Genomic DNA, 15052 nt, shown 5'->3' on the forward strand with positions numbered 1-15052 from the left:
TCTCAGTCGCGCGAGTCGGGAATATCCTCCAGCGTCATTACCCGAAGCACGAGATCCCCCTGCCGCGAAATGCCTTGCTTACGGAAGATCCGCTTCGCGTGCGCGCGCACGGTCCCCTCTGATCGGCCCTTCGACCGGGCAATGTCCCTGATGGTATGGCCGGCGGCCAATTCCACGGCCACCTCGCTCTCCATCGGCGTGAGGCCGAGAGCCGCCGCGACGAGCTTCGGATCGATCCGGCTGCGGCGGGCCGGATCCACGACCAGCACCAGTGCGGCGACCTGCCGCCCATGCCATTCGGGATGCGGCTCGCCCACCGGATTGATGTGAATGACCAGAGGCGTTGGAGCGAGGGAGCGCGTGATCAACATCGAGCCGGCGCGGCCCTGGGCACCGAACGGCGGCAACGCGTTCGCCAGCAAGCGCGACAGCTCGGAGTTCTCCATCGGCAACGAGGCGCGCAGGAATCCTCCCTCGTCGCCCAGCCCAGCGCCCTCCTTGAGGAAGGTCAGCGCTCGGTCGTTCGCCGTCACGATCCGCCCGCGCTGGTCCAGTTGGATGACCCCCAGACGGGTGCTGTCGAGTAGCCCGCTGAGGGATGTCCCGAGCGCCCTGGCCTCAGCCAGCTGTTGGCGCATACTCACGTACCGGAATACATGCGGCTGAAGATGGTGGATCAGGCGGACTTGAGCAGACGTCCAGTCCTCTTCCAACGAGTCGGCAAGGATCCACGCGACGTGGGAGCCCGAGGGCCCGGCCTGGCGCACATGGAGACCGTTCTGCGCCTCCGTATCGAGGAGCGCCTCGTATGCCGGTGAGTTCCTTTTCTCCCGCTCCGTGTACAGATCGGGCGTGTGCAACAGTTCACCGCCAGGCTGTCGAAGGACGCGCGGGACGCGTGGATCCCACGGGAAATAGTCCTCGAAATACTTGCGCTCCCAATCCTCGCGGCGTTGTCCATTCAACCAGAACCGGGCGAATGAGACCTCCATGTCGGCCGGAGAACACCCGTCAAGGAGAAGCAGGACACTTCCCCGCGTCCCGCAAGTCTCGTTCAACTGGCAAGCTGCATCGAACGAGCGCGTATCGTCGAGCGTGGCCTCGTGCAGCAATGCCAGAGTACGATTCAACGGATCCTGTGCCCTCACGAGTCTCCCCTTCCGGTCGATGATCCAGCCAATCGTAAGAGCCCCGGGTGCCCCACGTACATAGCCCGGATCGGGTAGCCGGGATTCACCCGCGAGACTCCGGAATGCCCCCCAGCTTCAGCACCCGTCGCACCAGATCGACCTGCCGGGAAATGCCCTGCTTTCGGAAAATCTGCTTCATGTGCCAGCGTACGGTCTGCTCCGTACGGCCCGTCGAAAGGGCAATTTCGCGCACGGTCTGGCCGGCGGCGAGTGCAACGGCCAGCCGGCTCTCCGTCGGCGTGAGGCCCAGGACCACGGCCACGATCGCAGGATCGATCGGGGTAGGGGTGGCGGGATCCACGACCAGCACGAGCGCGGCGACCCGCCGAGGCTGTGACTGCAGTTGTTGCTCGCCCACAGGATTGACGTGAAGGGCCAGCGGCCCGCGGGAGGAGGAGCGCCCGACCATCATCGAACCGGAAGCGCCCCCGGTGCCGAACCGAGGCACCGCGGACTCCACCAACCGCGACAACTCGGCGTTCTCTGACGGCACACGAATCCCGAGGAACCCGCGGTCGTCCCTGAGGCGATCGCCCTCCTGAAGCAGATTCCGGGCCCGGTCGTTCGCCGCCACGATGCCGCCGGCCCGATTCAGCTGAATGAGGCCGAAGCGGGTGCTCTCGAGCAGCTCGCCGAGCGACGCACCCAGCGCTCCGGCTTCGACAAGCGCCTGGCGCACGATCACGAACTGGCGCACATGCGGCTGAAGACGTTCGATCATCTCGACTTGATCGGCCCCCCAGCCCCCCGGCTCGGTGGAGTCGGCTGTAACCCATGCGATGTGCGATCCCTCCGGACCATCGAGGCGCATGTGGAGACCGTCCTGTGCCTCGATGTCGCGCAACGCCTCATTGTAGGTGGGGGAGGTCTTCTTCTCGCGATCCGTGTACACTTCGCCGGTGTGCACCAGCTGGCCGTGAGGCAGTCGGAAGAGGCGCGGGATGCGTTCATCCCGGGGCCAGTAGTCCTCGAAATACCTGCACACCCAGTCCTCGCGGGGTTCCCGACCGAGACAGAGCTCCGCGTAGAAGATCTCCGCGTCGGACTGTGAATACCCGGTGGAGAACGACAAGCCACTGCCTCGCGTCCGGATGGCCCGACTGATCAGGCAAGCCGCCTCGGGCCAGGCGGCGTGGCCCAGGGCCGCATCCTGCAGCTGCCTCACGGTACGCTCGAACACATCCACGGAACTCATAAAGCCTCGTCTGCCCGGGGAGGACGGCGCGCTAGAGCTAGAGTGCGCATCTTTCCTTATGCTACCTAATATTGGGGATCGCGCGCCTGGAAAACGCCCCCAACATTAGGGGGCTGCTCGCCAGCGGTTCCCCGCCCGGCACGTCACATCCTGGACCCTGGATGCCACCCGGTTGAGGTGTTTTTTCACCAATGGGGGGGGAGTCCACCGCCCCGCAGTGGTTCGCCAAAGAAACCGCGCGCCGCGTGATCTGTCGTACCACCGCAGACCTGCCAAGGTTCGCAACGGGCACCCGTCGGTCGGCGTGCCACAACCGGCGACGGATTCAGCCGCGAGAGTCGGGGGCGCCCCCCAACATCAGCACCCGCCGCACCAGATCCACCTGCCGTGAAATGCCCTGCTTTCGGAGAATCCGCTTCATGTGCCAGCGTACGGTCTGCTCCGTGCGGCCCGTCGAAAGGGCCATGTCGCGCACGGTTTGGCCGGCGGCCAGGGCAACGGCCAACTCGCTCTCCGTCGTGGTGAGGCCCAGGGCCGCCGCCACGAGCGCCGGATCGATCGGTGCGGGGGTGGCTGGATCCAGGACCAGAATGAGCGCCGCGACCCGCCGAGCCTGGCAATGTGGTTGTTGCTCGCCCACGGGACTGATGTGAAGGATCAGCGGTCCGCGGGAGGAGGAGCGCCCGACCATCATCGAACCGGCGGCGCCCCCAGAATCAGGGGAGGATGATCCCGCGTTCTTGCAGAGCGTTCAGATGCCGCCGAGGCGGATGGTGGGTCGCTCCAGCGGCTCGGCGGTGCCGGTGCCCTCGCGGATGCGGTAGGCGCGGTCCAGGGCGAGGTCCGTGAGCCGGTCCACCGTGCCCGAACCCGGCCAGCGAATCTCGACCGACTCGATTCGTGTCGCCCGGCCCAGCCCGATCTCCTGGCGGAGCGGGTTCGACCCGAAGCTGCCGCCGGTGCCTGCCGAGCGGTGGATCCGTCGCAGGCCGTCCGGGCCCTCGACAGTCAGGGTGATGCGAGCCCCGATCCCCGGCCGGTTGGCCCGGTCGCCCTCCAGCGTGAGCGCGATCCAGCGGTTGCCGAACCCCGGGTTCTCATAGAGGGCGTTGGGCGAGAGGTCCCCCTCGTTGGCGCCGCCGAGTTCCATGTGGACGTCGGTATCCCCGTCGTTGTCGATGTCCACGAAGGAGACGCCGTGCCCCTTGTCGAGGCGCCCGAACCCGCCGGCCCCGGTCACTTCCACGAACCCTTCGCCGAGGTTGCGGAACATCCGGTTCGGCATCAGCTGCCGGAGGTCGGGGTCCCCGGTGCCGACGAGGAAGTCCAGCCAGCCGTCGCCGTCGAGGTCGCCGTAGTTCGAGCCCATCGCGTACATGATGCGGTCGAGCCCCTGCACGGCCGTGACGTCGGCGAAGGTGCCGTCTCCCAGGTTCCGGTACAGGCGGGGGAGTTCGGCGGAGTGCGACTCCCCCGTCATCTCCCGCACGAGGTCGGCGGTCTGCGCGGCGTAGCCCGCCACGTAGATGTCCAGCCGCCCGTCGTTGTCGAAGTCCCAGAACCAGGTGGGGAAGCTCGCCAGCGGCTCTCCCACACCGGCCCGCTCGGTCACGTCCTCGAACCCCCACCCGCCGCCGGCGTCCGGACCCAGATTCCGGTACAAACGGTTGGGGGCGTGGAGGATCGACACATATAGATCCGGGCGCCCGTCGTCATCGTAGTCTCCCCACGTCACACCTTTCACGAATGCGGCCACGTCCAGGCCGACCTCTGCCGTCACCTCCTCGAAGGTGCCGTCGCCCCGGTTCCGGTAGAGTTCGCTGCGGTGCGTGAGGCTGTCCCTCGACTCGTTACCGATGAAGAGGTCGAGCCAGCCATCGCCGTCGAAGTCGGCCCACGCGCCGGTCTGGGTCGGGTGCTCGGAGTAGAGTCCCGCCTCGCGGGTCACGTCCGTGAAGAATCCCCCGTCGTTGCGGAGGAGTGAGTTGGGATACGCCTGCACGAGCCAGCCGCCGCGCAGGACGAGGACGTCCGCGTCACCGTCGTTGTCGTAGTCGGTGTGAACGAGGTTGAGGCCGCCGAGGAGCCCTTCCAGCCCCGCCGCCTCGGTGCGGTCGACGAACCGCCCCGCGCCGTTGCTCTCGAAGTAGCGGAGCTGGTGCAGGAGACCACGGGAGGAGGTCATGACGTCGGGAAGGCCGTCGCCGTTCAGGTCGTCCACGATCGCACCGCCGGAGAGGGAGACCGCGTCCAGGCCGGCGCGGCGGGCGACTTCCTCGAAGCGGGGGAGGTCGCCCGGACCGCCCAGCGCGGCTGCGTCGAGCCGATACCCGGGCGGGACGCTGTCGGGCCACACTCCCTGGGTGATCGCGGCCAGGTTCAGGATCCAGCGGGCCCGGAGGTCGTCGGGGCGCAGCGCCAGGAGGGAGAGGTGCCACCCTCTGGCGGCGGCGAGGGCGGCACGCGCCGAGTCGGAGACAAGGACCGGGGCGGCCGCTGGCACGGCCGGCCAGCAGGGGAACCGCTGCCCGATCTCGGCGACCGTTCCGGCGCGCGGACGATTGGATGGGCAGACGAGTTCAGCCCCCAGCCGCAGGAACGCGACCCCGATCAGCTCCTCGACCTCGCGGCGGAACCCCGGGACCGGCTCGGCCGGCACCTCCTCCAGCGTCTGATCGAGGAAGATGAGTTGTTCGAGCGCCGGCTGCGTGAGCCCCGCGTTGAGGAGTTCCCGCGCGGCGCTGGCCACGCGGACCAGCATCTCCGCCGGGTCCGCCGACGGCGGCAGGCTCGTGTAGTAACGCAGGCGCGCGGTGTTGAGTTGCTCGTCAAGGAGCGGGTCCGCGGAGTCGGCCAGCGCCCGCAGGCGGACGGCCATCTCGGCGGTCTGCCGCGCGGCCCCGGCCGGCGACTCGGCCGATTCGCCGCAGCCCGCCAGGAGCGCGACCGCCAACACCCCGGCCGCCAGCAGCGGCGACCCGCGCATCTTCAGGGGACGCGCGCGCGCGGACCCGCGGGCGTGGCTCACGACCCTTCCCCTCTCCTCAACGTCACCTCCAGTGTGCCGGTCTCCACCTCGAACACCTCCTCGGTACCGTCCGTCCACCGGACCGTCACTGCGCGGATATCCGCCGCGCGCCCGAACACCTGTACCGGGCCGTTGAGCGACCAGTAGCCGCTCCCGGCCTGGATCTCACGCACAGGCCCCTCGGCGCCGTCGCGGTACCTCGGGCGCAGTCGCGCCCCGATCGCGCCGGGGGAGCCGCCGCCCGGCAACAGCCGGACGCGCAGCCCCGGCAGCCCGCCCCGGCCCCGGAAGATGAGGGTCTCGGCCCCGTTCTGCCCGACCGCCAGGTCCCAGCGCCCATCAGCGTCGAAGTCCGCCGCGGCGGCCCCGCGGGCGTCCCCGTACACCTCGACGCCGCTTTCGGGGGCGTCGAGGATCCGAAAGCCGCCGCGGCCGTCGCCGAGCAGCAGCGCGCCGCGGCCCGCGTCGTGACGGGGGAGCCCCCGGGGCGTCGCGAGGTAGTTCTGCGCCAGGAAGAGATCCTCATGGCCGTCCCGGTCGAAGTCCGCCACCGCCACGCCGAACGCGGGGGCCATCTGGGCGCCGGCGGGGAGCGGGCGCGCCTCGAACCCGCCTCCGTTTCCGGGCTCTCCCGGACGGTTGAGGAACACCGTGTGGCGAAGGGTGGAGGCGCTCGTCCGGTACAGCCCGGTGCGCCCGCCGCCCAGCAGATCCTCGACCGAGGCTCGGGCGAAGGCCTCGAACGTCGGCGCCGCGCGCCGCAGGAAGGGGAGCGTGCGGCCGAGTGTGAGATAGTCGCGCACGGGGCGCGCCACCCCATCCTGCCCCGTCTCGACCTCGATGAGATCGACGAGTCCGTTCCCGTCGAAGTCGGAGGCGACGACGCCGACCGGGCGGTCGGCGGTCGCCACGAGCCCCGTGTTGTCGCCCCAGGCCGTCACCACAAGGTCGGAGCGCCCATCCCCGTTGAAATCGCCCGTCGCGATGCCGTTCCAGCGGCCGGTGTGCGCTCCCAGGCCCCAGGCGTCCGTCACGTCCGTGAAGCAGCCGCCGTCGTTCTCGAGCAGCCGTACGGGCCCCCACTCCACGGCAAGGGCGAGGTCGGGGTCGCCGTCCCCGTCGACATCGGAGAACACCGCCCCCGAGACGAGCCCGATCCCCCGCAGCGTCGCGGCGGCGGCCGCGTCGACCGTCCAGGCGTCGCCGTCGGCGAGCAGGAGCCTCGAGTCGGCCGGCCGGGGGTAGGCGCCGGGGGTTGCGCGGGCGCCGACGAAGAGGTCGAGATCGCCGTCTCCGTCGACATCGGCGGCCGCCAGGGGCCCCGTCGCGTGGGGGCTCGGCGGCACGGCCGGCGGGGGGCCCGCATCGAGGCGGGCGAGGGGCGGGATCGCGTAGAGGTCGGCCGACGAGCGAGCCTCCCAGCTGCTCACGCCCGCGAGGATGACCGGGCGGGCGGCCGTGGGCAGCGCGAGGATCGACGTGTGGTCGCCGACGGCCGGGGCGCCGAACGGCACCGGGTCCGCGAGCCGACCCGCTTCATTGATCGCGAGTTGGGCGCGGCCTCCCGCCCCCGCGCCGACGAGCAGGTCGGGGTCACCATCCGCATCGACGTCCGCCCACGCCACGCCCGGGCCGCTCCGCGACAGCTCGAGCGGCACGAGCGGCTGCCGGGCCAGCTCATCGAACGTCGATTCGCCGTGCCGGCCGACCGGCTCCGGACCCGCGAACAGCGCCGGGCCGCCTCCCGCGCCGGCCGCCCCGCGCATCGCGGGCTCCCCGCCCGCGGCGTCCCCGGGCGGCGCGACCTCGTACGCGCGATTCGCGGACACCCGCAGCGTCCGGCGGCGCCCCGAGGGCCACACGATCGTCGCCTCCGCGGCGGCCCTCTCCCCCATCGCGAAGGTGAGCCCCGGATCCGAACCCGACAGGTACAGCCCGCCCGACGTCAGCTGGCGGGTCTGGGCCGGGAGCGCCCCCCCGCCGGCGAGCACGACCCGCGCCCCGATCGCCTGCGTGTTCCCCCCTTCCCCGCGCACGCGCAGGGCGACCCGCGCGCCCCCCGCGTCGTTCCGCAGCACGAGGGGCGGCTCGTCCAGCCGCGTGATCACGACGTCCCGGTCCCCGTCCCGGTCGAAGTCGGCCGCGGCGAGCCCGTGGCTCACGTCGGGCTCCACCCCGTATCCCCACGTGCGGCCCATCTCGGCGAAGGTGCCGTCGCCCCGGTTCCGGAAGGCGAGATTGCGCAGCCGCAGCGGCGGGAACACCCCGAGTTCCTCGCGCCAGTCCACCTGGATGCGGCCGGTCCGCAGCGCTTCCTGCGTGTCCCCGTCGAGCGGGTCCCACCCGTGCCCGTTCGTGATCAGGAGGTCCTCGTAGCCGTCGAGGTCGACGTCGAGAAACATCGCCCCCCACGTCCACTCCGAAGCGTCGAGCCCGGCGGCGCGGGCCGTCTCCGCCCACGTCCCGTCCCCGCGGTTGAGTTGCAGCGTGTTGCGGTCCGCGGACCTCCGCGCGGCATGTTCCCCGGGGGACGTCCGCACCGCCGCCCCGAGCGACACCTGCTCGCGCCGCCGCACCGGATCAAGGGCCAGCATCTCCGTCGTCACGAAGTCCGTATCGCCGTCGCCATCGATGTCCGAGAAGTCGACCCCCATCGACGAAGTGCTCTCGGTGCGGAAGGCGAGACCCGACGCGGCCACGAAGATCCCGCCCTCGTTGAGCCAGAACCCGTCCCGGCTCCCGAGGTCGTTGGCGACGAAGAGATCCGCGTCTCCGTCGTCGTCCGCATCGAAGAAGCGCGCCGCCAGTCCCCACTCCCGGGGCACCTCCGTGACCGCCTCACCGTCCGCGCTCCGGAAGGCGCCGCCCCCGAGGTCCACCGGCTCGAAGCGACCCGTCCCGTCGTTCAGATAGAACTCGTCGGGGTCCGCGAGTTCGAACCGCAACGCCCGCTCCCCTTCGAGGCGCATCCGGTAGTGCGCGTCGTACGGAGGCGTCACCACGAGTTCGTCCCCCACCCGCTCCGCGAGCCCCCGCAGACTCCGCTCCTCGGGGCCGAACAGGTCGTCCCCCTGGATCGTCTTGTAGTTGGCGAAGTAGGCGTCGAGGTCCTCGTCTCCGTCGACATCGGCCAGCGCCACCGTGCTGCTCCCCCAGGCGCCCTCGAACCCCGCGTCACGTTCCTCGAAGACCCCGCTCCCGTCGTTCAGAAGGAGCGCGTTCGTCTCCCCGTGGACGGCCACGATCAAGTCCAGGTCTCCGTCTCCGTCCGCATCGGCGAGGACGGCGCCGCGCGACAGCCGATCCGCGAGCGCCGTCCCGGAGCGTCCGGTCACGTCCTCGAAGCGCCACCCGCCGAGGTTGCGGTAGAGGACGTTCGGCCGGTCGAGCATGCACAGGTAGAGATCGACCCACCCGTCCCCGTCCACGTCGCCGAGGGCGACCCCGACCCCGTGGATGAGCGTCCGGTTCGCGAGCCGTGCCTCCCGCGAGACGGAGGACGTCGCCGTGATCCCGGTCCGGTCCGGCGAGAGCCGCGTGAAGCCGCCGCCGGGCTCACCCTCGAACCGGAGCGTTCGCTCGCGGGCGCCCTCCCCCTCGATCCAATCGATCGAGACGGGCGGCGGAGAGTTCTCGCAGGCGCCGAAGAAGATGACCCCGATAGTCGAGGCGAGAAGGGCACGGAGGCCGGAGGGTCTCGCGGCCAAGTCAGCAGCCCGTGGCGGAGAGTCCGCCGCCGGCCGCGGGGCTCGCTATTCGCTGTCTCCGCGGAAGACGGACCGCAACGCCTCCACCGCGTCGGCGGCCGCCTCCGCCACCCGCGTGAACACCTCGGCGAGTTCCCGCTTGCCGGTGCCGACGAGCGGAATGTCGAAGGTGAAGTGGACCGCGACCCCGGCGGGGCGGACGCTTTCCCGTGGATCGTTCCACCCGCCCCCGGGATCGAGGGCACCCTCGATGTGGACCTCGACCGTGTCGGAGACCGCGCCCACCTCCTGCGCCACCCGGGTGAGCCGTGAGGCGAGCGCGTCATTCCTGGAGGGGTTCGACTCCCGCTCGTCGAGCCACAGGACCGGCGGCGCGACGTCGATGTGGACGCACCCGAGCATCACCTCGCCGTCGAGTTCCAGCGGGTCGCCGCCGGGCACGTCCGAGGACGGCTGCGCCAGGTAGGTGGCCAGGCCCTCGGTCCCGATGTTGATGAGCCCGAGGGCCATCTCGTCGACCGCCAGTTCCACCATGGCCGAGGGCGCGTGGAGCGTGTCGAGCGCGCCGGACTCGAGGATGTCGAGTTCCGACTGGTCGTACGCGAGCACCCGGAAGAACCACGAGAGCGGTTCCTGCCGGCCCTCGAAGAGGTCGCGCACACCGAGCCCCCGGTCGCGCAGCGCGCTCAGGAGGAGTCCGCCCAGTTGGTGTCGCGTGAGTTCGGCCACGGCCCGTCGAAACCTTCCCGGGGATCCGCCTAGGGCGTGATCATGACGTGCGCGTTCGCCGTGCCGGCCCCCATGAGCCACGCGCCCCGGGTCGCCACGGTGGGGAGACCCAGTGCCTCGGCGGTCGCGAACGGGGTGTAGATCACGGATTGACGCCTCTGAACGGCGTCCATGTCGCCGGACCAGCCCTCGGCCGCGTAGATCGCGTGGAGGAAGGCGTAGCCCGGCATCTCCAGCGTGCCGGCCTCGATCTCGGCCATCCGCATCTCGACGTTGTCCCGGCCCGTCACCCCCTGTGCGGTGAGCTCGCGACCGCGCGCCATGTAGGGCTCGAGCGACTCATGGTAGCAGGCGGTGTGGAAGCGGTCGTCGCCCGCTTCGTCCGCGATGCAGATGAACGATCCCGTACCCTCGCGGAGCGTCACCCACTCCGATCCCTGCTTCTGGATCACCCTGGCGCCGGCCTGCTCGGACTCCGAGGGGATGGGCGCTACGGCGAGCTCGACCGCGTCCTGGGCGGTCACTTCCGCGGCGGCGACGATGGACAGAGCGGGGATGAGAGCGGCCAGCGCGGTGAACGAACGGCGGAGCATGCGGTCCTCCTTGGGTAGGAACGGTCAGCGCCCTCCCGCGGCGCGGCGCGCGCGCAGGCGAGCGGGATGAATAGGCACCCGCCGGGGCCGGGGCGCAATCGAGACGGCGCCGGCAGCCCGAAGTTCCGCAGGGGGGGGCGCGGGGGGCGCGTTGCGCGCGGCCGTCGGGCTCTCAAGATTCGCGCCCTGCACGCACGCGGAGCCGACCGTCACGTCGGTCGTACGTCGGCGCGGCTTCGACGTGACAAGCACGTCACATGGACCCATCACATGGATCGGAGCGGCCGTTGAGCGTTCGAGTCTGTGTTCCGCGCGAGACGGCCGCCGGGGAGACGCGGGTCGCCCTCACGCCGGATGGCGCCAGGCGTCTCATCTCCGACCAGATCTCGGTGGCGGTCGAGGCCGGGGCGGGCGCGTCGGCGGGCTTTCCGGACGCATCGTACGAGGAGGTCGGCGCGGAGATCGTCGCCAACGCGGGGCGGCTCCTGGACGAGGCGGACATCGTCTTCAAGGTCGCCCCGCCGACGGAGGCCGAAGTGGATCGGCTCCCGGAGGGGACGGTGCTCGCCTGCCTGCTCCGGCCGCACGAGAACGAGGCGCTCATCGAGCGTCTGGCCGGGCGGGGCGTCACGGTCCTCGCCCTGGAACTCGTCCCCCGGATCACGCGCGCGCAGTCGATGGACGCGCTCTCCTCGCAGAGCAACCTCGCGGGCTACAAGGCCGTCCTCATCGCCGCCAACTCGCTGGGCCGGATCTTCCCCCTCCTGATGACGGCGGCCGGCACGCTGTCGCCGGCGCGCGTGCTCGTCCTCGGGGCGGGCGTCGCGGGGCTGCAGGCGATCGCGACGGCCCGTCGCCTGGGCGCGGACACATGGGGCTACGACATCCGCGCCGCGGTGAAGGAGGAGGTCAAGAGTCTCGGGGCGAAGTTCGTGGACCTCGACGAGGGGGCCGCCCAGGACGCGCAGACCGAGGGCGGGTACGCGAAGGAACTCGAGGCGGCGGAGCAGTCGCGGCAGCGGGAACTGCTGGCCCGGCACATCGCCCGGGCGGACGTCGCCATCACCACGGCGCTGGTCCCGGGGCGCGCGGCGCCCGTGCTGATCACCGACGACATGGTGGACCGGATGAAGCCGGGCTCCGTGATCGTCGACCTCGCCGGCGAGGCCGGGGGCAACTGCGCACTCTCGAAGCCCGGCGAAACGGTCGTCGAGCGTGGGGTGACGATCCACGCCCCGCTGAACGTCCCGGGGTCGCTCCCCCACCACGCGAGCCAGCTGCTCGGCCGCAATCTCTCCGCGCTCGTGAAGCCGATGATCGGCGAGGACGGCGTGGCCGTGGATCTGGAAGACGACGTGATCGGGCCCTGCTGTGTCGCGCACGCGGGAGAGGTCCGGTTCGGCGCATGAGACCCGAGACGGGGGCTGGCCGACCCTGCCGACCCCCGGCGCAACCCGTACACGAGGCCTGACGGATGGACGGAACGCTCCTGATCGGACTGTATGTGTTCGTGCTCGCGATGTTCGTCGGGTTCGAACTCATCACGAAGGTTCCCCCGACGCTGCACACGCCGCTCATGTCGGGTTCGAACGCGATCTCCGGGATCTCGATCGTGGGCGCCCTGCTCGTCATCGGCCGGGCCGGAGACGCGCCGCTCATGCGGTGGATCGGGCTGGCGGCGCTGATCCTCGCCACGATCAACGTGGTCGGCGGCTTTCTCGTCACCGACCGCATGCTCCAGATGTTCAAGAGCAAGGACGCGAGCTGAGCCATGGGCGCGACAGGACTGACGACGATGATTCCGCTCGCCTATCTGGTGTCCGCCGTTCTGTTCATCCTCGGGATCAAGCGACTCAGCCACCCGGAGACGGCGGCGGGCGGCAACCGGCTCGCTGGAATCGGGATGCTGCTCGCGGTCATCGCGACGCTGCTCGAACGCGATCTCGGCTACACCTGGATCATCGTCGGCCTCGCGATCGGGGGCCTCATCGGCGCGGTCATGGCCCGGACCGTGAAGATGACCTCCATGCCGGAGATGGTGGCGGTGTTCAACGGGTTCGGAGGGGCCGCTTCCGGCCTGGTCGCGGTCGGCGAGTACCTGATGGTCCTCAATGGGGCGGAGACGCTCGCGGTGGACTCGGGTGTCTCGATCATGGCCGGGACGCTGATCGGGGCCGTGACCTTCTCCGGCAGCATGATCGCGTTCGGAAAACTGCAGGGGTTCGTGACGGGCAACGCGATTTCGAACCCGTTCGTGCGATTCTCGGCCGGCTTCTTCCTGGCGGTCGCCCTGGTCGTGGCCGTCTACCTCGCCGGCTTCGAGTCGAACCTCCTCTTCTACTGGGGTCTGGTCGCGGCCGCCCTCATCCTCGGCGTCCTGTTCGTGATCCCGATCGGGGGCGCGGACATGCCGGTGGTGGTGGCGCTGCTCAACTCCTATTCGGGGCTTGCGGCGGCGGCCGCCGGGTTCGTGCTCGAGAACAACGCGCTCATCATCTCGGGCGCGCTCGTCGGCGCGTCGGGGCTCATCCTTACCGGCATCATGTGCCGCGCCATGAACCGCTCGCTGAGAAACGTGCTGTTCAGTGCTTTCGGCACGGGCACGGCGGCCGCGGTCCGGGCCGCGGACGGCGACCGGGTCGCGACGCCGATCGATGCCGAGGACTCGGCCATGGTCCTGGGCTACGCCTCGCAGGTCATCTTCGTCCCGGGCTACGGTCTCGCCGTCGCGCAGGCGCAGCACCGGATCCGTGAGCTGGCGGACTTGCTGACCGCGCGCGGGGTCTCGGTCCGCTACTGCGTCCACCCCGTCGCGGGGCGCATGCCGGGCCATATGAACGTGCTGCTGGCCGAGGCCAACGTCCCTTACGAGCAGCTGTGCGAGCCCGAGGACGTGAACTCCGACATGGAGAACATCGATGTCGCGGTGGTCGTGGGGGCGAACGACGTCGTGAACCCGCTCGCGCGCGACGACCCCTCGAGCCCGATCGGCGGCATGCCGATCATCGAGACGGACCGGGCGAAGACGTGCATCGTCATCAAGCGCTCCCTGTCCGTGGGGTACGCGGGGATCGACAACCCGCTCTTCTACCTGCGGAACAACCGCATGTTCTTCGGGGACGCCGCGGACGCCCTCGCCCGCATCGCAGAGGAGGTGAAGCAGCTGTGAGCCGCCGCCGCCGCCCGCAGCGGACCGCCGCCACCCGGTCGTGACCGTCGACCGCCGCGGCTTCGTGATCCGGACGGGGGCCGGGGCCGCCGGCCTCACCATGGGGCTCTCGGGGTGCGAGCCCGGGTCAGGCGGAAGCGCGCGGAGCCCGGTGCAGGACGATTGGCCTACCGACCCGGAGGCGCTCGCGGCGGTCTACCGCGACAACATCTACACGCGGCTCCTCGGCGTCCGGCCTCACCTTCCGGCCCACGAGCACGTCTCCCGGCTCGGCGGCGGGCGCATGGACCCGGAAGTCATCGCGGCCATGGCCGAGGCGAACGAGTTCTTCGTCGACATGCACGAGTTGCTGGAGGCGGCGGGGGCGCGGATCGCCGAGCGGCTAGGGACCGAGGCGGCGCTCGTCACCGCCGGTGGCTTCTCGGCCATGGTGCTGGGAGCGGCCGGCTGCCTGACCGGAACGGACCCCGAGCGCGTCCGCGCCCTCCCCCTCCCCCTCCCCACCTGGCCGCGTCGCGAATGTCTGATCCAGACGCCGCACCGGTTCGGCTACGACCGCGCGTATCGCGACGCGGGGATGACGATCGTCGAGGCCGCGACCCGGGAGGACTTCCGGGCGCAGCTCTCGGAGCGCACCGCGATGATCGCCGCGCTCGCGACGGCCGAGCGGCAGACGATGTTCGCGCCGCCCGCTCCCGTCGACTGGGCGCCCGCCCCGGGGCCCGAGGTGATGACGGTTCGCGAGCAGATCGAGATCGGGCGCGAGGCGGACGTCCCCGTCCTCGTCGACATGGCGTCGGACCTTCCGACCGGCGTCGGCCTGCGCGAGTTCGTGGGCGCGGGCGCCGATCTCATCGTGATCAGCGGCGGCAAGGGGATCGGCGGACCGCAGTCGTCCGGCATCCTCGCCGGCCGCGCCGACCTCATCGAGGCGGCCGGCCTCAACGCCTCGCCGAACGACGCCATCGGCCGCGGCATGAAGGTCGGGAAGGAAGAGATCGTCGGCCTCGTCGTCGCGCTGGACCGCTACGTCGCGCGTGACGTCGACGCCTGGGTCGCCGGCTGGTCCGAGATGGCCGGACGCATCGCCGCTGAACTGGCCGACGTCCCCGGACTCACCGCGGAGGTTGTGACGAACACCGCGGGCTATGAGGACGTGGAACTCACCTGGGATCCCGAGGTCATCCCGCTCTCGACCGACGAGGCGAAAGCCGCCCTCATGGCCGCAGAGCCGCGGCTCGCCTACCTGATGACGATCCGGACCCGGCTCCTCCGCGAAGGCGAAGACGCCCTCGTCATCCGCGCACTGCGCGAAGCGTTCACGCGAGCCGCGCGCACCGACTGAGCGCCACTCCGGCGTTCCGGCCCACCGCTTCCCCGCCGCACGAACCCAGGAACCATTCCTGCGCTGGGCCAGTATCCTGATGATGTGAACGCAGCG

General features: G+C 70.7%; 11 protein-coding genes. 4 read left to right on the top strand and 7 right to left on the bottom strand.

The window, feature by feature from the left end; genetic code table 11:
- Positions 1 to 2: 2 nt before the first annotated feature.
- The 7 genes from ACPXY0_RS11280 to ACPXY0_RS11310 form a co-directional block, all read right to left on the bottom strand.
- The gene (locus ACPXY0_RS11280) at positions 3 to 1148 is read right to left on the bottom strand and encodes a helix-turn-helix transcriptional regulator (RefSeq protein ID WP_423924621.1); all 1146 of its coding nucleotides are present in this window, start codon (positions 1146 to 1148) and stop codon (positions 3 to 5) included.
- A gap of 85 nt (positions 1149 to 1233) precedes the next feature.
- Complete coding sequence (locus tag ACPXY0_RS11285; RefSeq protein WP_423924622.1) at positions 1234 to 2385, bottom strand: helix-turn-helix transcriptional regulator; 1152 nt, start codon at positions 2383 to 2385, stop codon at positions 1234 to 1236.
- Between the two features lie 325 nt (positions 2386 to 2710).
- Positions 2711 to 3079 carry a helix-turn-helix transcriptional regulator gene (locus tag ACPXY0_RS11290; protein ID WP_423924623.1) on the bottom strand — a complete coding sequence of 123 codons (369 nt, stop codon included), beginning with the start codon at positions 3077 to 3079 and terminating at the stop codon, positions 2711 to 2713.
- A gap of 57 nt (positions 3080 to 3136) precedes the next feature.
- Entirely contained in the window at positions 3137 to 5413 is a 2277-nt protein-coding gene (locus tag ACPXY0_RS11295; protein ID WP_423924624.1) for a CRTAC1 family protein, read from the bottom strand.
- Positions 5410 to 9120: an FG-GAP-like repeat-containing protein gene (locus ACPXY0_RS11300; RefSeq protein WP_423924625.1), complete on the bottom strand. Its 3711-nt coding sequence runs from the start codon at positions 9118 to 9120 to the stop codon at positions 5410 to 5412. Before ACPXY0_RS11300 ends, ACPXY0_RS11295 begins: the two co-directional genes overlap by 4 nt.
- 45 nt (positions 9121 to 9165) lie before the next feature.
- Entirely contained in the window at positions 9166 to 9849 is a 684-nt protein-coding gene (locus ACPXY0_RS11305) for a hypothetical protein (protein ID WP_423924626.1), read from the bottom strand.
- Positions 9850 to 9878: 29 nt separating this feature from the next.
- Entirely contained in the window at positions 9879 to 10442 is a 564-nt protein-coding gene (locus ACPXY0_RS11310) for a hypothetical protein (RefSeq protein ID WP_423924627.1), read from the bottom strand.
- Positions 10443 to 10729: 287 nt separating this feature from the next.
- On the opposite strand from ACPXY0_RS11310, the gene ACPXY0_RS11315 reads away from it, so the two are divergent.
- The 4 genes from ACPXY0_RS11315 to ACPXY0_RS11330 all read left to right on the top strand — a co-directional run bounded on the left by ACPXY0_RS11315 (position 10730) and on the right by ACPXY0_RS11330 (position 14956).
- Positions 10730 to 11851 (top strand): Re/Si-specific NAD(P)(+) transhydrogenase subunit alpha, encoded by a 1122-nt coding sequence (locus tag ACPXY0_RS11315; RefSeq protein WP_423924628.1) that lies wholly within the window; start codon positions 10730 to 10732, stop codon positions 11849 to 11851.
- Between the two features lie 65 nt (positions 11852 to 11916).
- Positions 11917 to 12210, top strand: coding sequence for an NAD(P) transhydrogenase subunit alpha (locus ACPXY0_RS11320; protein ID WP_419936500.1), 294 nt, complete (start codon positions 11917 to 11919; stop codon positions 12208 to 12210).
- Between the two features lie 3 nt (positions 12211 to 12213).
- Complete coding sequence (locus ACPXY0_RS11325) at positions 12214 to 13611, top strand: NAD(P)(+) transhydrogenase (Re/Si-specific) subunit beta (RefSeq protein WP_423924629.1); 1398 nt, start codon at positions 12214 to 12216, stop codon at positions 13609 to 13611.
- 40 nt (positions 13612 to 13651) lie between these two features.
- On the top strand, positions 13652 to 14956 hold the full coding sequence (locus ACPXY0_RS11330; protein WP_423924630.1) for a hypothetical protein: 1305 nt from the start codon (positions 13652 to 13654) through the stop codon (positions 14954 to 14956).
- Positions 14957 to 15052 lie beyond the last annotated feature (96 nt).

Source organism: Candidatus Palauibacter sp., from assembly GCF_965237495.1.
Lineage (GTDB): Bacteria > Gemmatimonadota > Gemmatimonadetes > Palauibacterales > Palauibacteraceae > Palauibacter.